Origin of the sequence: Pseudomonas sp. 14P_5.3_Bac1, assembly GCF_025466135.1 — a bacterium.
In the GTDB taxonomy this organism is placed as follows: domain Bacteria; phylum Pseudomonadota; class Gammaproteobacteria; order Pseudomonadales; family Pseudomonadaceae; genus Aquipseudomonas.
Genome location: NZ_JANLOF010000085.1, coordinates 40,044 through 64,647 on the forward strand (window position 1 = coordinate 40,044; position 24,604 = coordinate 64,647).

The following is a 24,604-nucleotide window of genomic DNA, read 5'->3' on the forward strand; positions in this document are numbered from 1 at the left end:
GTGCTGGGCGCCTGTAAAAAGCAGGCGCAGCCGCAAGCCTGAAGAGGCTTCCGGCAGGCTTGGAAAATTAAGGGATTTGGCAGGCGGGGGGTGACATGGGAAGCGGGGACAAGTGCAAATCGCGCAGAGTTCAGTTTATTAACGCTACAGACTGTCGATGTGCCGATAGTCCAGATTCAACGCCAACGCCAGCTGTGCTGCTCGCCCGAGTGTGATCGGACCGCGCTCGATATCCACCAGCAGCCCCGGGCAATCGAGCGCTGGCAAACCGGCAATATCCTTGAGCCGGCCATCGGTGATCACCAGCAGACGCTGTCGCTCGGCGGGGTAACGCTGGCGTCGCGCCTGCAGCCACTGCCCCGCTTCAGAGAGCGCCGCCAGCAACGGCGTGCCGCCGCCGGCGCCGAGTTGCGCCAGCCATCCGGTCAAGCCTTTGGCGGCCTTCAAACCCTGCACTTGCCAGGTGGGCGACTGGCCGCTGGCCGTGAGTAACGCCATGCGTGCGCGTTGGCGGTAGGCATCGTCGAACAGCTGCGCGAGCAGGCCTTTGGCGTCGGTCAACGCACCATGGCGCCGCGTGGAGGCCGAGGCATCGACGATCACCAGCCACAACTCGTGGGCCGCGCGGGTGCGCAGGTGGTAGCGCAGATCCTCACGGCCGTGCGGCCGCCCGCCGAGCAAGGTGCCCGGCCAGTTAATCGTGCCGTGTTTTGCACTGCGCGCCTTGCCGTGCCTGCCTTTTTCCAGTCGCCCCGCCTTGGGCCGGGCATCCGCCCCCGCGTCAGGACGAGGGCGAATGCCTAAGGCTTTTTTGGCCAGGCAGGTACTTCCCGGCGTGCGCCCGTGGGCAAGGCTGGCGCGGGCATGTCGCCCCACTGGCCCTGGCCGGGTGAAGAATCGGAAGGTTTGGGCGCCTGGCCTTGATTGGGCGGGCTCGCCGGTGGGGATTGCTCTTGCCGCCGATGGCGCAAGGCAAATTCGGCCACGGCTTCGATGTCTTGCTCGGCGATGGCGGTCGCGCCACGCCAGGCGGCATGGGCGCGTGCGCCGCGCAACCACACCAGGTCCGCGCGCAAGCCATCGACACCGGCGACGAAACAGCGCTCGGTGATCTGCGCCAGAGACTGGTCATCCAGCTCGATGCTGTCGAGCCGCGCCCGCGCCTGGGTGCAGCGCTCACGCAAGGCGCCTTGCTGCTCGGCCCATTGGGCGCAGAATGCGGCGGGGTCGCTGTCGAAATCCAGGCGCCGACGAATGATTTGCCCACGCTCGGCGGGCAGGGTTTGCCCGCTCAAGGCCACGTTGAAGCCGAAACGGTCGAGCAGTTGCGGGCGCAACTCGCCCTCCTCCGGGTTCATGGTGCCGATCAGCACGAAGCGCGCTGAATGGCGATGCGAGATGCCATCGCGCTCGATCAGGTTGGTGCCGCTGGCGGCGACGTCCAGCAGCAGGTCCACCAGGTGATCGGCGAGCAAATTGACTTCATCGACGTACAGCACGCCGCCATCGGCCTTGGCCAGTACGCCAGGGGAAAACTGCGCGCGGCCTTCGCCCAATACGGCGTCCAGGTCCAGCGTGCCGACCAGGCGTTCTTCGGTAGCGCCCAACGGCAGGGTGACGAACTGGCCGCTGGCGAGCAGGTCCGCCAGACCACGCGCCAGGGTCGACTTGGCCATGCCACGCGGGCCTTCGATCAGCACGCCGCCGATTTTCGGGTCGATGGCGGTCAGGCACAGCGCCAGTTTCAGTTCATCGGCGCCGACCACGGCGGACAGCGGGAAATGTGGAATGTCGGTCATGCATGTTCTCGTTAAATTCTGCGGCACAGGCAATCCCCTGAGGTGGCCGGGCTGGTCGTGTCTACCGCTCGTTGTGGCGAACGGGCTTGTTGTGGCGAGCGGGCTTGTTGTGGCGAGCGGGCTTGCCCCGCGTTGGGCTGCGAAGCAGCCCTAATACAGCCAACGCGGTTTTCCTGGAAGAACCGGGTGTGCGGTTTTGGGGCCGCTTCGCGACCCAACGCAGGGCAAGCCCGCTCGCCACAACCAGCCCGCTTGCCCCAAGCCCGCTTGCCACACGTTTGCTCGCCACAACAATTCTGCTCGCCGCGACAGTCGGGGCTCGTACGCTAGCTGTCTTCTTCTATATCCAGCAACAGGTTTTCCAACGCCTCGCGGTATGCGCCGGGCTCTTGCCACAGGCCGCGTTGCTGGGCTTCGAGCATGCGTTCGGTCATGTCGCGCAACGCGTCAGGGTTGTGCTGCTGCACGAAGGCTCGGGTGTCAGCGTCAAGCAGGTAAGCGTCGGCAAGCAACGCGTATTGGTGATCATCGATCAGCGCCGTGGTGGCATCGAAGGCGAACAGGTTGTCCACCGTCGCGGCCATTTCGAACGCGCCTTTATAGCCATGGCGCTTCACGCCTTCGATCCACTTGGGGTTGGCGGCGCGGGCACGGATCACCCGGTTCAGCTCTTCCTTCAAGGTGCGGATCTTCGGCAAGTCCGGCTGGCTGTGGTCGCCATGGTAACTGGCGGCCTTGTCACCGCTCAGGGTTTCCACGGCGGCGAGCATGCCACCCTGGAATTGGTAGTAGTCATTGGAATCGAGCAGGTCGTGCTCGCGGTTGTCCTGGTTTTGCAGGACCGCCTGCACCTGGCTCAGGCGCTGGGCGAACTGTTCGCGGGCGGCGGTGCCTTCATCGGAACCACCGTAGGCGTAGCCGCCCCAGTTCAAGTAGACCTCGGCCAAATCCTCGCGGCTCTGCCACAGCCGCGCGTCAATCGCACCTTGGACGCCAGCGCCATAAGCCCCCGGCTTGGCGCCGAAGATGCGCCAGCCGGCTTGTTTTGCAGCGGCGCTCTCATCCAGGCCGGCGCTGAGCAGTGCCTCACGTTCGCTGCGCACCTTGGCCGCCAGCGGGTTCATGTCATCCGGCTCATCCAGCGCCGCCACCGCCTGCACCGCGGCGTCGAACAGGCGGATCAGGTTGGCGAAGGCATCACGGAAGAACCCGGACACGCGCAGCGTTACGTCAACGCGCGGACGGTCCAGCAGGCTGATCGGCAGGATTTCAAAGTCATCCACGCGCTGGCTGCCCGTGGCCCAGACCGGGCGCACACCCATCAGCGCCATGGCCTGGGCGATATCGTCGCCGCCGGTGCGCATGGTCGCGGTGCCCCATACCGACAGGCCGAGTTGGCGCAGATGATCGCCGTGGTCCTGCAGGTGCCGTTCAAGGATCAGGTTGGCGGACTGGAAGCCGATGCGCCAGGCCGTGGTGGTGGGCAGGTTGCGCACATCCACGCTGAAGAAGTTGCGCCCGGTGGGCAGCACGTCCAGGCGTCCACGGCTCGGCGCGCCGCTCGGGCCGGCCGGTACGAAGCGACCGCTCAAGGCATCCAGCAAGCCGCGCATTTCCGCCGGCCCGCAGGCATCCAGGCGTGGCGCGACGACGATGCGCAGGCTCTCGATGACCGACTTCACGTCTTCCCAGCCGGGCTCTTCAAGCTGCTCAAGCGGCCCTTCCAGTGCTTGCTCGATCAAACGCGCGGCGTACAACTCCAGGCGCTCGCGGGTATCACCGGCGGTGCGCCACAGCTGCTGATCGATCTTTTGCAAGACCTCGGGTCGGCGCCCGGTCCAGGGCTCGGCCAGGGCGCAATCGAGCGGGTCAAAGCCCAGCTCAAAGGCCTTGGCCAACACGCGCAGCAAACTCGATTGCGGGCCACGGCCATCGCCGCGCGGGATGCGCAGCAAGGCCAACAAGGTGTCGATGCGCAAGCGGCCGTCGGGCGACTCGCCAAAGATATGCAGGCCGTCGCGGATCTGCGACTCCTTCAAGTCACACAGGTAGGTGTCCAGGCGCGGCAGCCAGACCGCCGCGTCGGCGTCGTTATCCAGCTCAAGTTCCTGGTCGATACGGGTTTCGCGCACCAGCTTGAGGATGTCTTTTTGCAGCTCGAGGGCGCGGCGCGGGTCGAGCAATTGCGCCTCGTAGTACTCGTCCGCCAACAGCTCAAGGTTGCGCAACGGGCCGTAGGTTTCGGCGCGGGTCAGCGGCGGCATCAGGTGGTCGATGATCACCGCCTGGGTGCGGCGCTTGGCCTGGGCGCCCTCGCCCGGGTCGTTGACGATAAACGGGTAGATGTTCGGCAACGGCCCCAGCAGCGCATCGGGCCAGCAATTTTCCGACAGCCCCACACCTTTGCCCGGCAGCCATTCGAGGTTGCCGTGCTTGCCGACGTGGATCACGCCGTGGGCGCCGTAGGTGTGGCGCAACCAGAAGTAAAACGCCAGGTAGCCGTGCGGCGGCACCAGGTCCGGGTCGTGGTACACCGCGCTGTGGTCGACCTGATAGCCGCGCGCGGGCTGGATGCCGACGAAGGTCTGGCCCAGGCGCAGGCCGGCGATCATTATGCGGCCGTCGCGGCACATCGGGTCGTTGTGCGGCGTGCCCCAGCGCTCCATGACCGCTTGGCGATTGGCCTCGGGCAAGCGCTTGAACATCGCCTCGTAGTCGTCCAGTCCCAGGCTTTGATGACACGGGCGCAGGTCGAGGCTGTCGAGGTCATTGGTGACGCCGCCGAGCAGTTCATGGATCAGCGCGGTGCCGCTGTCGGGCAACTCACTCGGCACCGGGTAACCTTCGGCGTGCAGCGCGCGCAGGATGTTCAGCGCTGCTGCCGGCGTGTCCAGCCCCACGCCATTGCCGATGCGGCCGTCACGGGTCGGGTAGTTGGCGAGGATCAGCGCGATACGCTTTTGCGCATTCGGCACCCGCGCCAGTTCAACCCAGCGCCGCGCCAGTTCGGCGACAAAATCCATGCGTTCGGGCGCGGCGCGGTAGCACACCACGTCGGACTGGCTGCGCTCGCTGCGCCAGGCCAGGTCCTTGAAGCTGATCGGCCGGCTGATGATGCGCCCGTCCAGCTCCGGCAAAGCGATGTGCATGGCCAGGTCGCGCGGGCCGAGGCCTTGTTCGCTGGCCTCCCAGCCGGGCTGGTTGTCCTGGGCGCAAATCGCCTGGATCACCGGAACATTGCGACGAAACGGGCGCAGGTGCGGCGCTTCGGGGCTGGATTGGGCAAAGCCTGTGGTGTTCAGAATCACCGCCGCTTGCACTTCATCCAGCAAGTCCTCGACCACGTTAAGGCAGCCGGGCTCTTTCAAACTGGCCACCGCCATCGGCAACGGGTTGAGGCCCGCCGCCTGCAAACGCTGGCAGAACACGTCGATAAAACCGGTATTGGCCGCCTGCAAATGCGAGCGGTAGAACAGCACCGCCGCCACCGGAAAATCGGCCTGCCAGTCCGCCAGCCAATCATTGAGGCGAGCGTTGGCTTTGTGCGGGTGATAAATCGCGGTGCGCGGCAGGGTTTGCGGCTCGGCCCAGGCGTAGTCGCGGCCCAGGTAGCTGCTCGCCAGGCAGCGATAGAAATCCAGCGCATTGCCCAGGCCGCCCTGGCGCAGGAAGTGCCAGAGGCGATCACGCGCTTCAGCGCCTACCGTGCTCAAGCCGCTGAGTTCCGGGTCTGGGCGATCATCACCCGGCACCAGGATCAGTTGCACGCCGCGCTCGGCCAGCTCCACCAGGCGTTCGATGCCGTAGCGCCAATAACCGATGCCGCCGTGCAGCGAAATCAGTATGACCTTGGCGTGGCGCAGCACCTCATCGACGTAAAGGTCGACCGAGGCATGGTTTTGCACCTGCATCGGGTTGGCCAGGCGAACGCTGGGGTAGTCGTCGGGCAACTGCTGAGCCGCTTCGGCCAGCAGCGCCAGGCTGGAATCGCCGCTGCACAGGATCACCAGTTCAGCGGGGGTTTGGCCTAAGTCGGCAATATTGTCGTCCGAGACGAAACCACCGGGCTGGGTCCTGAGCAGGTGCATGGGTTAAACGCTGAGGGCGGCGCGCAGTTGCGCTTCGAGGCCCGCCGCATCCAGTTCCTGGCCGATCAGCACCAGGCGCGTGATGCGCGCTTCGTCGGCGCCCCAGGCGCGGTCGAAGTGTTTGTCAAAACGCGTGCCCACGCCCTGAATCAACAGACGCATCGGCTTGTTCGGGATTGCCGCAAAACCTTTGACGCGCAGGATGCCGTGTTGCACCACCAGCTGGGTCAGGGCGTCGAGCAGCAGCGCTTCGTCGGCTTGCGGCAGGTCGATGGAGATGGAGTCGAAGGCGTCGTGATCGTGGTCATGGTCGTCTTCACCGTCGTGGTGATGATCGTGGTGACTGTGGCGGCCGTCGATGTGTTCTTCGGAGCCGGCGCCCAGGCCAATCAGCACGTCCAGTGGCAGGCGACCGCTGCTGGCTTCGACGATTTTCACCGCGGGCGGCAGCTCTTCGGCGACTTCCAGGCGCACGCGGGCCAGGTCGTCAGGGCTGATCAGGTCGGATTTGTTGAGGATCACCAGGTCGGCGCTGGCCAGTTGGTCGGCGAACAGCTCGTGCAGTGGCGACTCGTGGTCCAGGTTCGGGTCGAGTTTGCGCTGGGCGTCGACCTGGTCCGGGAACGCGGCGAAGGTGCCGGCGGCCACGGCCGGGCTGTCGACCACGGTGATCACGGCGTCAACCGTGCAGGCGCTGCGGATTTCCGGCCACTGGAAGGCCTGCACCAGCGGTTTTGGCAGGGCCAGGCCGGAGGTTTCGATGAGGATGTGGTCGAGGTCGCCGCGACGGGCGACCAGTTCGCGCATGACCGGGAAGAATTCTTCCTGCACGGTGCAGCACAGGCAGCCGTTGGCCAGTTCGTAGACGCGGCCGTTGGCTTCTTCTTCGGTGCAACCGATGGAGCACTGTTTGAGGATTTCACCGTCGATGCCCAACTCGCCGAACTCGTTGACGATCACGGCGATGCGACGGCCCTGGGCGTTGTCGAGCATGTGGCGCAGCAAGGTGGTTTTGCCCGAGCCGAGAAAGCCGGTAACGATGGTGACGGGGAGTTTGGCCAGTGTTTTCATCGGATGCCCTTTGGGGCGGGCATACGGGACGATAGGCCCTGCGGCGGCGCGCAGGAGCGGATTTCGTCACCGGATCACCCCGCCCGGTTGAAGTAGAAAATCGGTTACGAGGCAGGTCTCCTGGCTTGGGGCTTGCGGGTCTTGCGACCGGCGCTGGCTGCGCCTTCCCGCCTTGGTTAAGGGCAGTGGCGTGGCAGTCAGTTGAACCCTTTACAGTTGCGGGGGCAGCCGCGGCTTGGACCGCGTTCCCTTCTTAGCTTCGGCGTGGGCCGAAGAACCTCGAGGGTGCCAAGGCTACGCAGTGCGTGGGGGATGGTCAATGATGGGGTTGGGTGGATGGTGTGCATATCCGTTGCTGCGGTGAGGGCGGCTATGGGTTCCGCTCTTACAGCGGGTCACTTTTGAAAAGAGCCCAAAAGTAACCAAAAGGCTCTTGCCCCACCACTCGGCACCTCGCCTAGGCTCGGTGTGCCCTCACGCAGGCTTTGGAGCGTGGGCCGCCGCGATGGGCCATCCATGGCCCAACACGGCTAAACCGGCGTCCTGCCGGTTTACCCACGCTCCAAAACCTGCGTGAGGCCAGCGTGGTTTAACGGGGCGCCTAAGATCAAGATCAAGATCAAAAGCAAAAGCACGGCGGCCTAGTAGCCGACCTGAGTGGTTAGATCAAAAGCGGAAGCGAGGCGGCCTGACAGCCGACCTGATTCTGGAACCTGAACTCAATCAAATGTGGGAGCTGGCTTGCCTGCGATGGCATCAACTGGTTATGCCTGACACACCGAGGTGCCTGCATCGCAGGCAAGCCAGCTCCCACAGAAAAGCAAAGCAATGCGGTGCTGGCAGTTGAACTCGGTCAAATTGTGGGAGCGGGCAAGCCCGCTCCCACAATTTGGATCTCAGTGGATCAGATGGATCATGTGTCGCTGTGCTTTTGATCCGCTTTTGCTTCTACCACTCAGGTCGGCTTTCAGGCCGCCGTGCTCTGCTTTTGATCTTGCTTGTGATCTGACAGGCCCCGTCAACCACGCTGGCCGAACGCAGGCTTGAATCCGTGGGTAACCCGGCAGGACGCCGGGTTAGCCGTGTTGGGCCATGGATGGCCCGTCGCGGCGGCCCACGGATTCAAGCCTGCGTTCGGGCACACCGAGCCTAAGCGAGGTGCCGAGTGGTGGGGCAAAGACCTTTTGGTTACTTTTGGGGCGTTTGCCAAAAGTGACCCGCTGTAAGAGCGGAACCGCCAGCCGCCGTTACCGCAGCAACGGATATGTACTCCCCCCCCCAAAAAAAAACCACCCCTCAAATCCGCCGACGCCGCCCAAGCTGCGGAATAGCCGTCTGCACAACATCCACACACTCCACCCGTGTCGCAGTGCACGCTGCAAGCTGCGCCAAAGTCGGCTGACTGAACAACGTCCGCGCATCCACATCCAACCCCGCCTTGCGCATACGCGCCACCAAACTCACCGCCAGCAACGAATGCCCGCCCAGCTCGAAGAAATGGTCATGCCGCCCTACCCGCTCCAGCTTCAAGACCTGCGCCCAAATCCCCGCCATCAAGGTTTCCACCTCACCCACCGGCGCTTCATACGCACGGCTGACCACCGCCTCCAGCCCCGGCTCAGGCAGCGCCTTGCGGTCAAGCTTACCGGCGGGATTAAGCGGCAATACCTCAAGCTGCACAAAAGCCGCCGGCACCATGTACTCCGGCAATTGCTCCAGCACATAGGCCCGCAAGGCCTCCAGGCTCGGCGCCTGAGCGCGCAGGGTGAAGTAGGCCACCAGCCGCTCATCGCGAATCAGCACCGCCACCTCGCGCAGCGCCGGATGCGCCGCCAGGCGTGACTCGATCTCCCCCAGCTCCAGACGCACACCGCGCAGCTTGACCTGAAAGTCATTGCGCCCCAGAAATTCCAGATTACCGTCCGGCAAGTACCGCACCAGATCGCCCGTGCGGTACAGCCGGTCACCCGCCACGAACGGGCTGTCGATAAAGCGCTCGGCGGTCATCTGCTCCAGCCCCAGATAACCCCGGGCTACGCCAACGCCGCCGATATGCAGCTGGCCGCTGACGCCCATCGGCACCGGCGCATCGTGTTCGTCCAGCACATACAGGCGCGTGTTGTTGATCGCACGGCCAATCGGCAGCTGCAAGGCCGGCACCGGATCGCCGGGTTCCAACGTCCACGCGCTGCTGTCCACCGTGGCTTCGGTGGGCCCGTAGACGTTATGCAAACGCACCTTGGGCAAGCGCGCCTGCACGCCACGGGCCAGGGCTTCGGTGAGTTCGCCACCGCCGCAGAGCACGTCGGTGAGGCTGGTGCACAATGCCGACTCTTCCAGCTCGAGAAACTGCTGCAACATCGCCGGCACGAACTTGATCACCGTGATCTGCTGCTCGCGAATCACCTGTGCCAAATAGGCCGGTTCACGGTGGCCGTCGGGCCGTGCAAGTACCAGGCGCATGCCGTTGGCCAGCGGCCAGAACAGCTCCCACACTGAGCCGTCGAAGCTGAACGGCGCACGTTGCAGCAACGCGCCGCCTTCGGTATTCGGGCACAGCCGGGAGCCCCAGTGCATCAGGTTGCCCAGGCCGCGATGTTCGATCATCACGCCTTTGGGCGTGCCGGTGGAACCCGAGGTGTACATCACGTAGGCCAGGTTGGCGACGCTCAAGCCGGGCACCGACGGATTGCCGCTGGGCGCATGGCTCCAGGCGTTCTGGTCAAAGTCGATCACCGGGACAGACACCGCGCCCGGCAAGTCGCGGGTGGCGGCGTGCACCAGCAGGGCCACCGGTTGGCTGTCGTTGAGCATGTAGGCCAGGCGCTCGCGCGGATAGCCCGGGTCGAGCGGCACATAGGCGCCACCCGCCTTGAGAATCGCCAGCAAACCCACCACCAGGTCCAGCCCGCGCTCGACACACAGCGCCACCCGCGAATCCGGCTCAACCCCGCGTTCACGCAGGTGGAAGGCCAGCTGATTCGCGCGCTCATTGAGCTCGCGGTAGGTCAGTTGCCGCTCGCCGGCCTGTACCGCGATGGCATGAGGAATGTGCCGCGCGTGGGCTTCAAACAGCGCCTGCACGGTAAGGGTTTCGGGGTAGTCGATTTCGGTGGCGTTGAGGTCCACCAACAGCCGGTGCAGCTCGCTGGCAGGCAGCACCGGCACCGTGCGCAATGGCGTGGCCGGTGCGTGTTCGAGTGCGTCGGCCAAGCCATGCAGCGTCGTGTCGAGGTATGCCAACAGCCGCTGGGCACCGATCTTGCGCGGCGCCTTGGCCTTGAGCCGAAAGCCGCTGGCAACGTCGTCAACGGTGAGCATCAACGGGTAACTGAGGATGTCTTCACTGCTGAGCAACGCAATGCCCGGCACCAGGTTCAACTGTGGGTCAGCATCGGTATGACGGTAGTTGAGCAGGCTGTTGAACAGCGGCGACGCACTGCTGCAACGCTGGGCCAAGGCGAGCGAGGCCTGTTCATGGGCCAACAAGGCGCTGAGCTGGGTGTGGGTGTCGTTGAGCGCATCGAGCACGGTTTGCCCGGCCAGGGACACGCGCAACGGCAAGGTATTGATGAACATGCCCAACGCGCGATCGGCGCCCTCGCCGGCTTGCAAACGGCCGAGCAGCACGGTGCCGAACACCACGTCATCGCGGCCCGCGACACGGCTGAGCACGTGCGCCCAAGCCAGATGAAACAGGCTGGCAGCGCTGACGCCAAGGGCACGCGCCTGGGCCCGCAGGCGTTGGTTGAGCGCGTCGCCGAGGGGCTGTTCGGACTCCTCGATTTCAGCGCGGTCCGCCTGCCGCTCCTGCAAGCCGAACGCCAGGGTCGGCTCGTCGACATCCGCCAGGCGCTCGCGGAAGAACGCCTCGTGGGCGGCCTGTCGTTCCGGCGCCCGGGTCTGTGCAACCACATTGCGATACGGCACCGGCACAGGCAGTTGCGCCTGCTCCCCAAGCAGGTGCGCGCGGATTTCGTCCACCAGCACGGTGGTCGAGGTGGCGTCGTTGACCAAGTGATGGAAACGTAGCTTGGCCACCCAGCGCCGGTTATGCGGCTCTTCGGCGTAATCCAGGGCCATCAGCGGCGCCAGGCGCAAGTCCAGCGGCTGATGCTGTTCGCGCAGGGGTTGAACCCGCAATTGCGCGTTGCGCCACACCACTTGCATGGGCTGTTCCAGGGCATCCCAAGCCAGGCTGGTACGCAGGATATCGTGACGGTTGATCACCTGTTGCAACGCCTGGGCAAACGCGTCGAGCTGCGCGCGACTGGCGAAACTGAACAGCGCATGTTGCTGATAGGGATCGCGTTCGTCGGTGAGGTGGTGGTAAAGCAAGCCTTCCTGCAACGGCGCCAGCGGGTAGATTTCCTGCACATTGGCCGCCCCTCCCGGAATGCCGGCGACGATGCGATCAATGCCGGGCTGATCCAGTTCGGCCAGCGCGAGCATGTCTGGCGTGATGTGCGTGCAACCCGACGGGATGCGGTTAGCCGGCACCTGTCTGTCGCTGCCGGCACTGGCCGCCGCCAACGCTGCCAGGGTGGGCTGGCCGAACAACACCTGCACGTCGGCGCGCAACCCGGCATCACGCATGCGTTGCACCAGTTGCACCGCCAGCAGCGAGTGCCCGCCCAGCTCGAAGAAATGATCATGGCGCCCTACCTGTTGCACGTGCAGCAACTGCGTCCAGATCTGCGCCAGGGTGGTTTCCACGCCCTCGCGTGGCGCCTCAAACAACCGCGTCACAAAAGCCGCCTGTGTGGGCGCCGGCAAAGCCTTGCGGTCGAGCTTGCCGTTGGCGGTGAGCGGGAAAGCCTCCAGCTTCACGTAGGCCGCCGGCAACATGTAGTCAGGCAACGAGGCTTGCAAATGGGCACGCAGCGATTCGACAGTGACGCTGGCGCGTTCGACATACCACGCCAGCAATTGCCCCTCACGGAACAGCACCGCGGCTTCCATCACGGCCGGGTGCGTGGCCAGCGCGGATTCGATTTCCCCAAGCTCGATACGCACGCCGCGGATTTTCACCTGATCGTCATTGCGGCCCAGGTACTCGAGATTGCCGTCGGGCAGCCAACGGGCCAGGTCGCCAGTGCGGTACATCCGGCCGTTGCTGAAGGGGTCATCGAGAAAGCGTTCGGCAGTCAGTTCCGGACGGTTGAGATAACCGCGCGCCACGCCCTTGCCGCCGACGTACAACTCCCCCGCCACACCGATGGGCACCGCGCGTTGCTGCTCATCAAGCAAGTAAACGCAGGCGTTGGCGACCGGTGCGCCGATATGCAGCGGCCGGCCCACTTCGACACGCCCGGAGGTGGCGACCACCGTGGCTTCGGTGGGCCCGTAGTTGTTGATCACCTCGAAAGTCTGCGTTCGGCTGAACGAGCGCAGCCGGTCGCCGCCGATCAGCAATGTACGCAATGTAGGGTGTTCCAGGCGCTGACTGAAGGCGTACTCGGCCACCGGCGTCGGCAAAAAGCACACCTGCAACGGCTGCGCGCGCCACCAGTTGAGCAATGCATCGATGTCCTGCGCGTCATCCTGTGCCGGCGGCAGGTGCAGCGTCGCGCCCACACACAGCGCGGGCCAGACTTCCCAGGCCATTGCATCAAACCCGAAGCCGGCCACGCTGGCCGTGTGGCTGCCGGCGCGCAGGTCGAACGCCCGGCAATGCCAGTCCACCAGGTTCGCCACCGTATGGTGCTCGACCATTACGCCCTTGGGCTGCCCGGTGGAGCCGGAGGTGTAAATCACGTAGGCCAGGTTCGACGGCGCGACGGCGACTCGCGGACTGTCGCCCAGGTGCACGGCCGGGTGCTCCAGGCGGATGACCGGCACGTCCAGCAAAGGCAGGCGATGCAGCAAATCCTGCTGGGTCAGCACCGCCACGGGCGCACTGTCGTGCAACAGGTAGTTCAGGCGTTCGGCAGGATGGGCCGGGTCCACGGGGACATAACAGGCGCCGGATTTGAGGATCGCCAACAACCCCACCAGGGTGTCGAGGCCACGCCGGGCCACAATCGCCACGCGATCGTCCAACTGCACGCCGTGTTCGAGCAACTGCCAGGCCAGCGCATTGGCCTGTTGATCGAGCTGGGCGTAAGTCATCTGCTGGCCCTGGTGCACCGCCGCGATGGCCTGCGGCGTGCGTGCGGCCTGCGCCTCTATGCGCGCGTGCAGGGTTTGCGGTTCGGTGGCGGGTTGTGCGGTGGCATTCCAACGCAGCAATTGGGCCTGTTCGGCCGGCGTGACCAGCGACAACTCAGCCACGCTCAGCACGGTGTCTTCCAGGCCCTGTTCCAGCAGCCAGGTAAAGCGCTGCGCCATCGCTTTCACGTCGTCGTGCTGGAAATACGCCTCGTTGTACACACAATGCAGGCACGCGGTGTCCTGGTAACGGTTGCTGCGCAGGTGGATGGCAATCGGCAGCGGCTCATGATGGTTGGAAACCTTGACCGCGCGGGCCTGGACCTGACCGTAACGCAGGTCGTGGTCGTCCTGCTCGAAGGACACCGACAGGTCGAACAACTGGCCGCGATCTGTACGCCGCAGACCCAGCTCACGGTTCATCTCGCTCAAGGGGAAGCGTTGATGGCGGAAATCCTGCTTGAGCTGGTCACGTATGCCACGCACCAAGGCGCTGAATGGCAACTGCTCGCTGAACTGAAAACGCACCGCACTCACCTGGGTGAACAAACCCACGGTAGACCGAAAACGCGCGTTGGAGCGGTTGAGAATCGGCACCCCCACTACCCACTCATCGCGTTGGCTGGTGCGGGTGAAATACACGTACATCGCCGCCAGCAACACATGAAAGGCCGAGGCCTGATAACGGTTGGCCACTTGTTCCATGCGGTTGAGCAGCGCCACCGGAAACGCTTGCACCAGCGTATTGCTCGGCGCCTGCGCGTTGTGCCGAGGCGTCAACAGCGGCGCGGGCAGCACCTGGTATTTGTCCAGCCAATAGGCACGGTCACGGGCATAACGCGCCGATTGCAAGTAGCGCTGGTCGGTGTCGATAAAGTCGATATAGGACGGCGCCAGTGGCTCCGGTTGCCGACCTTGCTCCAGGTCGCTGTACAGCCGCGCCAGGGATTGCAGCATCTGGCCAAAGCCCCAGCCGTCGAGGATCAGGTGGTGAGCCTGGGTTCCCAGGCGGTAGTGATCATCGTCGAGTTTGACCAGGAAAAACCGAAACAACGGTTCACCGCTCATGGCATACGGGCGGGCCATTTGCGCCTGCATCAATGCCTGGGTCGCGGCCTGCGGGTCGGGCAGCGCAGAGTAATCGTACTGGCCCACTTCCACGGCCATCGCAGGGACGAAGGTTTGCCGAGGCAGGCCCTGGTCGTCGCTATGCAGCTGGGTGCGCAATGCATCGTGTTTGGCCACCAGCCGCTCGACGGCGCGCTGGATCAAATCGGGGACCACCGGCCCGGCGAAATCGACATAGCCGCCGATGTTGTACAGCGGTGAGTCGCCCACACGCAGTTGGTCGAGCCAAATGTCTTGTTGGGCAGCGGTGAGGGGGAAGCAGGCCGGCTGGCGGTTGAGATGCGTCATAAGATCCTTCTCATGGGAGGTCAGGCACTGGCCGCGCGAGGGCCCATTTCGCCGAAATTGCCGGATTTGAGCATGGGGGTTCGGGCCTGTCTGTCACCCGAAACCCGGACACCACAAAGGCGCAAAACGGCCTTGACTGAGGGTTCATTGCTGAATCGATTAAACGCTTGTAGGAAATTGGCTATTTGTGGCCGCTACCAATGCTTAAAAGAATTTTTTAAATAAACATATTTTTCATATAAATCAGCACGTTAATTAAATCTAAAAAGCATAGGCGGTTTTTCGTGGGCGGAATGAGCTGTCAGAAACGTCGAATTAATGACGTGGTTTTTATGGCAGGTTGTGTCCCTCGTTTCCGCTGCATACGTAGGACAAATCCCTATGGCTAAATAAAATCTCGAACGCCGAATTACGTTCAAGGAGCACGGACCGCGCCTCACAAACCCAGGGCGCCCCGTCGACGGTTTTCGACATCAAGGATGAGATGGCTATGAGTCTGACCCGCAGTATTGGCGACACACAGAGCCCGCATTTCTACGCCGAAATGGGTGAGTTGATTTCAAGCAGCGGCCACCAGCACTTCGCCGCCAACATGTTGCACCTCGTGGACAAGTGGGTGCCGATTCATCTGGTGGACCTCAGTGAATGGACCCTCGACGAGCTGCGCGACAGCGTGCGCGAGATCAAGCTCCTGGGCAGCGCCGGCGTTAAAAATGACCTGTCTGCGCCGCAGACCCTGCACCCCATCAAGGACCACCCGCTGCTGCGGCAAATGCTGCGCATGCAGGACCCGCTGCTGATTCAAATGAAGGCCAAGGCCAACAGCGCGCACCCACGCGGCAGCTCACACCAGTGCAACCTGGTGTCGCGCCAGGGCAATCGACGCTGCGTGATTTCGTTCTATCGCCCGCCGACGCAGCCGGGGTTTTCCCTGGCGCAGTTGTCGTTCCTCAAGTGCCTGTCGGACACCCTGCTGCCGTTGATGGAGCGGCACGCGCAAATCCTGCGCCAGGCACCGCACACCGAGATCGAGCCGGCTCACAACCCGCTGGAGCAGTCGCAGTTGCAGCGCGAGTTCTACAAACGTTTGTCCTTAAGCGATATCACCCTCTCAGCGCGCGAGCAGGAAGTGTGCCTGGGCCTGTTGACCGGCGGCACCGTGCCGCAAATGGCGGAAAAACTCAGCGTGAAAAACAGCTCGATCGAAACCTACCTCAAACGCGCCGCAGCCAAGTTGGGCGTCAGTGGCCGACATGGCCTGGCCAAATGGATGGTTGGCGCCTGATGAACAAAGGGATGCTCACCACGCTAGGCGTGGCCTGGATGCTCGGCGGTTGCTCGCTGATCCCCGAGTACCAGCGGCCGGCGCAGCCTGTGCCGGCGCAGTACCCGCAAAGCGGGGTCTACCGTCTGGCGCAATCGGGCACCGTGGCGATAACCCAGGACTGGCAGCACGTGTTCCACGACCCGGCCTTGCAGCAGTTGATCGCCAACGCGCTGCTCAACAACCGCGACCTGCGCGTTGCGGCGCTGAATGTGGAGGCGTTCCAGGCGCAGTACCGCATCCAGCGTGCGGACCTGTTCCCGGCCCTATCCGCCACAGGCGCCGGCAAACGCCAGAAGTTGCCGGGCGATGTGACCGGCACCGGCAAGTCTGCGATTACCTCCAATTATTCCGCCACGTTGGGGCTCAGCGCTTATGAACTGGATTTGTTCGGCCGTGTGCGCAGCCTCAGCGAGCAGGCGATGCTCACGTACCTGGGCACCGAAGAGGCGCGACGCAGCGCGCAGTTGAGCCTGGTGGCCAACGTCGCCAATGCGTACCTGACCTGGCGCGCCGACCAGGAACTGCTGGCCCTGGCCCAGCAAACCCTGGATGCCGACGACCACAGCTGGCAGCTCACCAGCCGCAGCAAAAGCGCGGGCAAGGCCTCGGCGCTGGACGTGGTGCAAGCGCGCACCGCGGTGGAAAGCACGCGTGCGAGCGTGGCCCGTTATGAACGCCAGGTCGCCCAGGACCTGAACAACCTCGCCCTGCTGGTGGGCGCGCCGGTGAATGAGCATTTGCCGGCGCGCCCACTCGCCGATGAGCTGGTGGCGCGCGTGCCCGCAGGGTTGCCGTCCGACTTGCTGCAACGGCGCCCGGATATCCTCCAGGCCGAATATCAGTTGCAGGCCGCCAACGCCAATATCGGCGCGGCGCGCGCAGCGTTCTTTCCATCGGTGACCCTCACGGCCAACGCCGGCAGCACCAGCACGCAACTGTCGGGGTTATTCAAGGGCGGCTCGGGCACCTGGACCTTCCAGCCGCAGATCAACCTGCCGATCTTCAACGCCGGCAGCCTGCGCGCCAGTCTCGACTACGCAAAACTGCAAAAGGACATCACTGTGGCCCAGTACGAAAAGTCGATCCAGACGGCTTTTCAGGAAGTCGCCGACGGCCTCGCCGCCCGCCAGACCTTTAATGACCAGCTGGATGCACAACGCGATTTCGTCGCGTCCAACCAGGCCTATTACGACCTGGCCCAACACCGCTACCGCAGCGGCGTGGACAGCAACCTGACGTTTCTCGATGCACAGCGCTCGTTGTTCAGTTCGCAACAAGCGCTGATTGTCGACCGGCTGGCACAGTTGGTCGCGGAGGTAAATCTGTATACGGCGCTGGGTGGCGCGTGGGGGGATACGCCGGTGCTGGCGACGGCAAAATAAAGCGGGTTTGGATGTGGGCTAGCCACATCCTTTGTGCAGCGTTCAAGGGGTGCGCTGTGCCACCCGCCACACCTTGTTGCCCACATCGTCTGCCACCAGCAACGCGCCTCGTAACCGGCCTGCGGGTTGCGGTTCCACGAACCCTGTTCACCGACAAACACGCCATCGGCGAACGCCGTTGGTAATCGGGCACCTGGTGGCTGCCGATTTCGTCACGCTCGTTGACCACTGTCCACAGTTGGGTGGAGCCAGGCTTCCAGATGGCGGCGCGGCGTTCTTCGGCGTCGAGGACGTTTTCACCGACATTGCTGTTGGAGCCCACCGTCACATAGAGCCGCGTGCCGTCCGGGTTGGCCAGCAGGTTTTTGGTCCAGTAATGGTTGATCCCGGCCGGCAGCCCGGTGACCTTTACCGGCGTGGCGTCTATGTGGGTCTGGCCCGAGGTAACGCCACCTTGACCACCGCGTCAGCGTTGCCGATGTACAGCTCATCACCCACCAGCGCCATGCCGAAGCATGCGCTTGGCCGGCTTGTGACAACCACTCCGGCCGCCCTGCAAATCACAGCCAACGGCCCATCGCCAGGCTGAACGGCGAGAACTCGGCAAACTGCCAGCGCAACGCCAACGCTGCCGGGCGCCGTACCGCATGCTCCACGGTCAGCGTCCATAACCGCTGCGCACCGTCGAACATGGCCACTTCGGGGCCGCTGAGGATCAGCGCGGTGCGCCCGGCAATCTGCAGCACGTCGCCCGATTCGAAGTCGATAAACAACAGCCCCGCCACAGGGTTGGCCGACAGGTTGCCCAGGGTGTTGAAGAACAGATTGCCGGCGAAGTCGGGAATGGTCAGCACATTGCCGTCGACGCGCACGAAGCCGGTGTTGCCGCCGCGATGGGAGACGTCTACCGAGCGTGCGCCCTCCTCGTCAACGTAGCTTGCGACAAAGAAGGTGTCAGCGTTGCGGATCAAGTGTTGCGCGGCGTCATCCAGCCCGTTCAGGGGCTCGACCAAGGTGCCGGGTTGGCGCGCGATGCCCTCGACCGGGCGTTGTTGAATGTACTTGGGGCAGTTGCCGAACGTGTGCACCACCTCGACCGAAAAGCCAGCGTGACCAAGGCTGCCCACGCGCCCGTTCATGCGGTTGCGGCGGCGGGTAGTGAGGTCGATGCCCAGCAGGCCCACGGACGCACCGCGGTGTAACGCAGCCAGCGCCGGGTCGCCCTTGGACGGCAAGCTGTCGATCTGCAAGGTGTGCGGGTCGGGTGAATGGGCAAACCCCGGCGCGCCTTCGAGCAGCGTCGCCCAAGGGATGCCTTGCGCATCCACCACCGCGAGCATCAAGTAGGGCAACAGCGGATAAAAATCCCGATGCTGCTCCGGCAAATGGTCGCGGATCACCTTGGGCCCCACGACTGCCATGCGCTCGGCAACGCCGGCGCTTTGCTGCATCTGCCGTTCGCCGGCATGCCAGGGGGAGGGTTCGATCAGGTTCATGGCGCACACCTCAGTGTTGGATGGGTGAATGCTGCGCTCTATCGCCCATCGAGAGAATGCCCACGCTTGGCAATCCAGCATTACGCCAACTGAAACGCCGGATGGTCACGCAGCGCTGCCACGCAGTGATCGACAAAACTGCGCACGCGCATCGGCGCGTTGCGGCCTTCGCGGTACACCACGTGCACCGCCAGCGCCGGCGGTTCAAAGGCCAGTAGCAGGCGACGCAACTGGCCGCTCGCCAACTGTTCATGCACCGGGTAGCTGAGGCAGCGAATCAGCCCCGCACCGTGCACGGCGGCATTGATCGCGCCTTGCACCGTGGTGCAACTCAAGCATGCGCGCGCCTTCAATGAGCCGCCTTTGAAGCCCCAGTCAACCTGATCGGCACTGGCGATCAGGCGATGCTGCTTGAGGTCGTCGGGATGCGCCGGCTCGCCGTGAGCGGCCAGGTAGTCGGGGCTGGCGCAGAGAATCGGGCGCACCTGCCCTACCCTGCGGGCGATCAGTGACGAACTGGGCAGTTCACCGACCAGGATTGCCACGTCCAGCCCCTCTTCATGCAGATTGGGGTAATAGTCGTGATAGCGGGCAACGAGACGCACGTCGGGGTAACGCTCCATATAGCCAGCCAACACCGGCGCCATGACGTAGCGGCTGAACAGAAACGGCAGAAAGATTTGCAGGTTGCCCTGAGGCTGCGCGTGCAAACCCTGGGCCGAGGCTTCGGCGGCGTCCACCGCGGCCAGCAGGCGCACGCAGTCGGCCAGGTAGGCGCTGCCCGCGTCGGTCAGGCTCATACCTCGCGTACTGCGTTGCAGCAACTGCGCGTGCAGGCGCGCCTCCACACGCGCAATCGCACGCATCAGGGTCGGGCTGGAGACGTGTGCGTGACGGGCCGCCGAGGCCAGGCTCGGTTGCCCGGCGAGCGCCGCAAACAGCTGCATATCGCGATAACGCTGCATCAGCTGCGCCGCTTCAGCGCCGGGTTCAGGGCCGTGTCCTGCCCGAGGCGCTGAGTGAGAAAGTCGACAAAGGTATGAATTTTGGCCGGTACCCGCGCGCTCTTCTGGAACACCACTTGGATCGGCAGAGGCGCCGGCTCGAAATCCTCCAGCACAATCTCCAGCTCCCCCGCCGCCACCGCCGCTGCGACTTGATAGGACAGCACCCGCGTCATGCCCCAACCCAACCGCGCCAGGTTGATCGCCGCGTTATTGGCCGTGACCACCAGACGCGGCTCGATAGGCACGGTCAGCGGTTGGCCGCCCTCGATAAACCGCCACTCACTCACCAACTGGCTGGAGGACGACGTGACAATCTTCGCTTCACGCAGTTGCTCCGGCCGCGCCGGCCTGCCGTGCTGGTCGAGATACCCTGGCGCAGCACACACTACGCGGCGCACTTCACCCACCTTGATTGCCTGCTGCCCGGGCTCGTGCAGATGGCCGATGCGCACGGCCACCTCCACGCCTTCATCGACCATGTTCACCACGCGGTCGACCAGCAAGGCGTTGATGTTCACCTGCGGAAAACGGTCCAGGTAATCGCCCAGCACCGGCGCCACATACAACTCGCCAAACAGCACGGGCGCGGTGAGCGTCAGGTGACCGCGCGGGATGGAATAACTGCCTGCCGCCGCGTCCTCGGCCTCGTTCAGTTCGGCGAGGATGCGTCGGCAATCTTCCAGGTAGCGCTGGCCGGCTTCGGTCAGGTGCAGGCTGCGCGTGGTGCGCGCAAGCAGTTGCGTGCCGATGCGTTGCTCCATGGCGGCAATGGCCCGGGTCACGCTGGGCGGCGAGGTTTTCAGGCGGCGTGCGGCAGCGGCGAAGCCCGCCTCCTCGGCGACCGCGAGAAATACCTGCATTTCATGAAATCGGTCCATCGGCGCTCACTCTTCTGGCCACAGATCATTTAAGGCGCTTGCAGCCCCACTGCCGTGCGCGGCATGCCGACAAAGCCTGGCAAGGCCTCGATGCTGGCGAGCCAGGCGCGTACCTGAGGGTAGTCGGCCAGCGACACATTGCCTTCCGGCGCGTGGGCGACGTAGGTGTAGAAGGCAATATCGGCAATACTCGGCTGCTCGCTGGCCAGGAAGCGGCTCTGGCCCAGTTGCTGCTCCACCAGCCTCAGCAGGGCGTGCGAGCGACTGATGGCGCTGACGGTGTCGACCTCGGCGCCAAACACCACGGCCAGTCGCGCGGCCGCCGGCCCGGCGTGAAGTTGACCGGCGGCGGCCGACAGCCAGCGCTGCACGCGCGCCTGGCCGGCAGGATCACTCGGCAGCCATTGCCCGTCGCCGTAGGTGTTGGCGAGGTAAACCAGGATCGCATTGGAATCGGCCAACACCGTGCCACTGTCATCGATCACCGGCACCTGGCCGAAGTGGTTGAGGCGGGCCATAAAGTCCGGGGCTTTCTGCGCGCCTTGCTTGAGGTCAACCAGAATAAATTCATGGCGCAGCCCCAACAGCGACAACATCAGCTCCACTCGGTGGGAGTGGCCGGACAGTGGGAAACCATACAGTTTGATTGCAGGCTGGGACATGAAAGGCTCCAAGGATGAGGTATCGACGCCGCCATGTTCCACCGCTGCGCTGATCGAGGGAATCATCAGGATTTACAATCCAGCATTTCACCGGACGAAACAATCACTGCGCGAATAATTCCAGGATCAGGCTGAACAGCGTGATCTTCACCGCGCTGTCCAGCTCGGTCCAGGCCAGTCCGGTGCTGGCCTCATACGCCCCCAGCTCGAGGTGACGCGACACGCAATTGGCCGGCAGCGCGCGCGCCGCCTGTTGTGGCAACACCCCGACGCCCAACCCGGCAGACACCAGCGCGAGCATGGTGGTGAACTCGCCCAGCTCCGAGGCGATGTTCTCCCACACCGTGCCGTTCGGTGATGCGGTGCAAGCATTTGAGCTGGCGGCGGACAAGACCCAGGCGATGAACGTGGTGCTGGACTTTGGTGTGGCGGATCTGGATTGAGGCCTTCCCGCCAAACCCTGTGGGCGCTGGCGGGCTTCAGCGAGGCTGTGATAGCGGTGGTTCAGTCAGCTTATTCGGCGACTGATACACCGTTATCGCAGGCAAGCCAGCGCCCACATTTGGGCGGTGCTGGCTGCTGTGTCAGCGCTCTTGCAGCCGGTCGCGCAAAAACCGGTGGTGGGTGGAAAACAGCCGCCTATAGGTGAGCAACACCGCACCTACCGTGCCCAGCGCCGACGACGCGGCGATCAGAAACATGATCACGATCTGATACCGCACCGCGTCCACCGGGCTCTCTCCCGCCAGTACCTGGCCGGTCATCATGCCGGGCAGGCTGACGATGCCAACCACCGTCATCTGGTTCAGCGTCGGGATCATCCCGGCGCGTACTGCCTGGCGGATGGCTTCCTGCGCGGCTTCCCAGCGCGAACCGCCCAACGCCAGGATCATCTCGATGGTGTTGCGCCCCGAGGTCAGTTCCTGAGTCATGCGCTCGATGCCCAGCGACACGCCGGTCAGGGTATTGCCAAGGATCATCCCCAGAATCGGGATCGCATACTGCGGCTCGTACCACGGGTGGATGCGGATCACCGCAAACAAACCCACCGCCGTGACCAGCCAGGAGCTGCCCCACACCGACAGGATGCTGTCGACCCGTTGCCCGCGATAGGTCCTGCGTCCACGCCCGGCCGCCGACAGGCCGGCGATCAAGGTCATCGCGCACATCAGCGGCAGCACCACGTACCAGTAGGCAAACTCGAACACCCAGCCCAGCAGATAACCGATGGCCAACAACTGCACCACCGTGCGCACCGCCGCCCACAGCAACTGGCGACCCAGGCCCAGGCGCAACAGCAAAGACAGCGCGCCGTTGATCAGGATCAGCGAGGCGGCGATGCCCATGTCCAGCGCGGTGAGGTTTTGATAATTCATGGTTGGGCCACTGCGCTCAGCACGCCGGCGCTCATCTGCAGGTGGATGGCGCTCATGCGTTGGGCCTGGTCGAGGTCGTGGGACACCCAGATGAAAGCACGCGAGGTGTCGCCGGCAAACCAGGCGTCGATCAGCGCTTCCACATCACGGGAGGACGTAGGATCAAGGGCCGCTGTGGGTTCGTCGAGCAACAGCACTTCGGGGTTGAGTTGCAGCGTGCGGATCAGCGCGACCACCTGGGCTTCACCGCCCGACAGGTCACCGGCATTTTTGTGCAGAAAGTCCGCCGTTTTCCCGGCATGCCCGAGCAGCGTGGTGACCGCCTGCAGGTCGAAGCGGCGCTTGCGCAACGTCTTGAGGCTGAACGGAAAACGCAGATTGTCTTGCACCGTGCCCTCAAGCAGCGCAGGGCGTTGCGAGAGGTAGCTGATGTGGCTGCGGTAATGGGGAATTTCGGCATTGGCAACGGGCTGGCCATTCCACAGAATCTGCCCCGCAGTGGGCGCATCCAGCAGCGCCAGCGCACGCAGGAACACGCTTTTGCCGGAGCCGGAAGAGCCGGTGATCGACACGCGGTCGGCGCTGTTCAGGGTAAAGTCTGTCGGCTCAAGCAAGGCCACTTGGCGACGCTCGTCCACGCGCGTGAGGGCGCGGGTTTCTATCAGTGCGCTCATGGACGCGGTGTTCCTCTTAAATCCTGTTGGGCGCAATGGTGCGGCAGGTGCACGAAGATTTCATGAAAAAATTCAAACTATCGCCGTTCATGTCGTTCACACCTTCACGTGCAATGTAAACAGGAGGCGACATGCAATACCGACAACTGGGCCATTCAGGCCTGCTGGTGTCCGAAATCATCCTGGGCACCGTGCCCTTCGGCGGCCGCGCCGAGTTTGAAAAGTGCGGCGCGGTGGACGTGCCGCAGGCCAAGCGCATGTTCGACATCGCGTTCGACGCCGGCGTGAATATGGTCGACACCGCCGACCTCTACTCCCACGGCCTGGCCGAAGAAGTGGTGGGCAAGGCCTTGGGCGACAAGCGCCACGACATCCTGTTGGCCACCAAGGGCCGCAGCCCGGTGGACAAGAACCCGAACAACTCCGGTTCCTCGCGCTACCACTTGATCCGCGCCTGCGAAGCCAGCTTGAAGCGCCTGGGCACCGACCACATCGACCTGTACCAATTGCACAATTGGGACGGCATGACGCCCATCGAGGAAACCCTCGAAGCGCTGCGCCTGTTGGTCGGTTCGGGGAAGATCCGCTACTTCGGCACCAGCAACTTTACAGCCTGGCAAATGATGAAAACCCTGGGCAAGGCCGAGCTGCACGGCATGCTCAAGCCCATCACCCAGCAGATTTACTACACGCCGGAATCGCGCGAAGCCGAATATGAACTGCTGCCGCTGGCGCTCGACCAGTCCGTTGGCACGCTGGTATGGGGCCCGATGGGCGAGGGCCTGCTGACCGGTTCGACGCGGCGCGGGCACAAACCACCGGCCAATACCCGCCAAGGCAGTGACTGGCCGGAACCCTATGTGCATGACCAGGAACGCGCGCTGGATATCATCGAAACCCTCGCCGCCGTAGGCGACGAGCACGGTGTATCGGTGGCGCGCACTTGCCTTGCGTGGCTCAAGGATCGCCCGGGCATTACCTCGCTGATCGTCGGCGCCCGCACCGAAGCACACTTGCGCGACAACCTGGCGGCGACCGAACTGAAACTCACCGAAGAACAGTCTTCACGCATCGAGGCGGTGACGCGGCGACAGCCGTTGTATCCGTACTGGCATCGCTTCACCGCCGGGATCGACCGTTTTGACCCGGCGGAGCAGCCGTTCCTGGCCGAGCATCAAAAGACCATGGATGCGCGCAAGGACAAGTAAGAGCAACACAACAAAAAGGTGGGAGCGGGCTTGCCCGCGAAAGCGGTGGTTCAGTCAGCACATTGGCTGA

Annotated in this window: 15 protein-coding genes, 2 pseudogenes and 1 riboswitch; of the genes and pseudogenes, 4 read left to right on the top strand and 13 right to left on the bottom strand. The window is 64.0% G+C overall.

Annotated elements, in window-relative coordinates; translation table 11 throughout:
- Positions 1–144 precede the first annotated feature (144 nt).
- The 5 genes from NTD89_RS24975 to NTD89_RS24995 form a co-directional block, all read right to left on the bottom strand.
- A complete protein-coding gene (locus tag NTD89_RS24975) occupies positions 145–747 on the bottom strand; it encodes a vWA domain-containing protein (protein ID WP_145164675.1) in 603 nt (200 codons plus the stop codon).
- A 53-nt stretch (positions 748–800) separates the two neighbouring features.
- Positions 801–1,799, bottom strand: coding sequence for an ATP-binding protein (locus NTD89_RS24980; RefSeq protein WP_262210243.1), 999 nt, complete (start codon positions 1,797–1,799; stop codon positions 801–803).
- A 326-nt stretch (positions 1,800–2,125) separates the two neighbouring features.
- A complete protein-coding gene (gene cobN, locus NTD89_RS24985; protein ID WP_262210245.1) occupies positions 2,126–5,887 on the bottom strand; it encodes a cobaltochelatase subunit CobN in 3,762 nt (1,253 codons plus the stop codon).
- A 3-nt stretch (positions 5,888–5,890) separates the two neighbouring features.
- Positions 5,891–6,958, bottom strand: coding sequence for a cobalamin biosynthesis protein CobW (cobW, locus tag NTD89_RS24990; RefSeq protein ID WP_315975621.1), 1,068 nt, complete (start codon positions 6,956–6,958; stop codon positions 5,891–5,893).
- 92 nt (positions 6,959–7,050) lie between these two features.
- Positions 7,051–7,255: riboswitch (cobalamin riboswitch) on the bottom strand.
- A 999-nt stretch (positions 7,256–8,254) separates the two neighbouring features.
- A complete protein-coding gene (locus tag NTD89_RS24995; protein WP_262210247.1) occupies positions 8,255–14,524 on the bottom strand; it encodes a non-ribosomal peptide synthetase in 6,270 nt (2,089 codons plus the stop codon).
- A gap of 490 nt (positions 14,525–15,014) precedes the next feature.
- Here NTD89_RS24995 and NTD89_RS25000 point away from each other — a divergent pair, with 490 nt between their 5' ends.
- Positions 15,015–15,809: a helix-turn-helix transcriptional regulator gene (locus NTD89_RS25000; protein ID WP_106578919.1), complete on the top strand. Its 795-nt coding sequence runs from the start codon at positions 15,015–15,017 to the stop codon at positions 15,807–15,809.
- Positions 15,809–17,233, top strand: coding sequence for an AdeC/AdeK/OprM family multidrug efflux complex outer membrane factor (adeC, locus tag NTD89_RS25005; protein WP_262210249.1), 1,425 nt, complete (start codon positions 15,809–15,811; stop codon positions 17,231–17,233). Before NTD89_RS25000 ends, adeC begins: the two co-directional genes overlap by 1 nt.
- A gap of 42 nt (positions 17,234–17,275) precedes the next feature.
- Here adeC and NTD89_RS25010 read toward each other — a convergent pair.
- The 6 genes and pseudogenes from NTD89_RS25010 to NTD89_RS25035 form a co-directional block, all read right to left on the bottom strand.
- Positions 17,276–17,896 (bottom strand): annotated as a pseudogene (locus tag NTD89_RS25010) (sorbosone dehydrogenase family protein); the annotation flags it as partial.
- Positions 17,794–18,729, bottom strand: coding sequence for a pyridoxamine 5'-phosphate oxidase family protein (locus NTD89_RS25015; RefSeq protein ID WP_262210251.1), 936 nt, complete (start codon positions 18,727–18,729; stop codon positions 17,794–17,796). The pseudogene NTD89_RS25010 and the gene NTD89_RS25015, both read right to left, overlap by 103 nt.
- 80 nt (positions 18,730–18,809) lie before the next feature.
- Positions 18,810–19,694 (bottom strand): LysR family transcriptional regulator, encoded by an 885-nt coding sequence (locus NTD89_RS25020; protein ID WP_262210253.1) that lies wholly within the window; start codon positions 19,692–19,694, stop codon positions 18,810–18,812.
- Positions 19,694–20,614, bottom strand: a complete 921-nt coding sequence (locus NTD89_RS25025) for a LysR family transcriptional regulator (protein ID WP_262210254.1) — start codon at positions 20,612–20,614, stop codon at positions 19,694–19,696. Before NTD89_RS25025 ends, NTD89_RS25020 begins: the two co-directional genes overlap by 1 nt.
- A 29-nt stretch (positions 20,615–20,643) precedes the next feature.
- Complete coding sequence (locus tag NTD89_RS25030) at positions 20,644–21,276, bottom strand: glutathione S-transferase family protein (protein WP_242199237.1); 633 nt, start codon at positions 21,274–21,276, stop codon at positions 20,644–20,646.
- A gap of 103 nt (positions 21,277–21,379) precedes the next feature.
- A pseudogene (locus NTD89_RS25035) lies at positions 21,380–21,607 on the bottom strand (LysR family transcriptional regulator); the annotation flags it as partial.
- Between NTD89_RS25035 and NTD89_RS25040 the strand changes: the two are divergent.
- Positions 21,582–21,719, top strand: a complete 138-nt coding sequence (locus NTD89_RS25040; protein ID WP_262210395.1) for a hypothetical protein — start codon at positions 21,582–21,584, stop codon at positions 21,717–21,719. The pseudogene NTD89_RS25035 and the gene NTD89_RS25040 overlap by 26 nt on opposite strands.
- Before the next feature lie 141 nt (positions 21,720–21,860).
- On the opposite strand, the gene NTD89_RS25045 is transcribed toward NTD89_RS25040, so the two are convergent.
- Together NTD89_RS25045 and NTD89_RS25050 are read right to left on the bottom strand one after the other, a co-directional pair.
- The gene (locus NTD89_RS25045; protein WP_145165900.1) at positions 21,861–22,652 is read right to left on the bottom strand and encodes an ABC transporter permease; all 792 of its coding nucleotides are present in this window, start codon (positions 22,650–22,652) and stop codon (positions 21,861–21,863) included.
- Positions 22,649–23,326, bottom strand: a complete 678-nt coding sequence (locus NTD89_RS25050) for an ATP-binding cassette domain-containing protein (protein WP_262210257.1) — start codon at positions 23,324–23,326, stop codon at positions 22,649–22,651. The genes NTD89_RS25045 and NTD89_RS25050 overlap by 4 nt, the downstream gene beginning before the upstream one ends.
- Before the next feature lie 131 nt (positions 23,327–23,457).
- Between NTD89_RS25050 and NTD89_RS25055 the strand changes: the two genes are divergently transcribed.
- A complete protein-coding gene (locus NTD89_RS25055) occupies positions 23,458–24,534 on the top strand; it encodes an aldo/keto reductase (protein WP_262210259.1) in 1,077 nt (358 codons plus the stop codon).
- Positions 24,535–24,604: the final 70 nt, after the last annotated feature.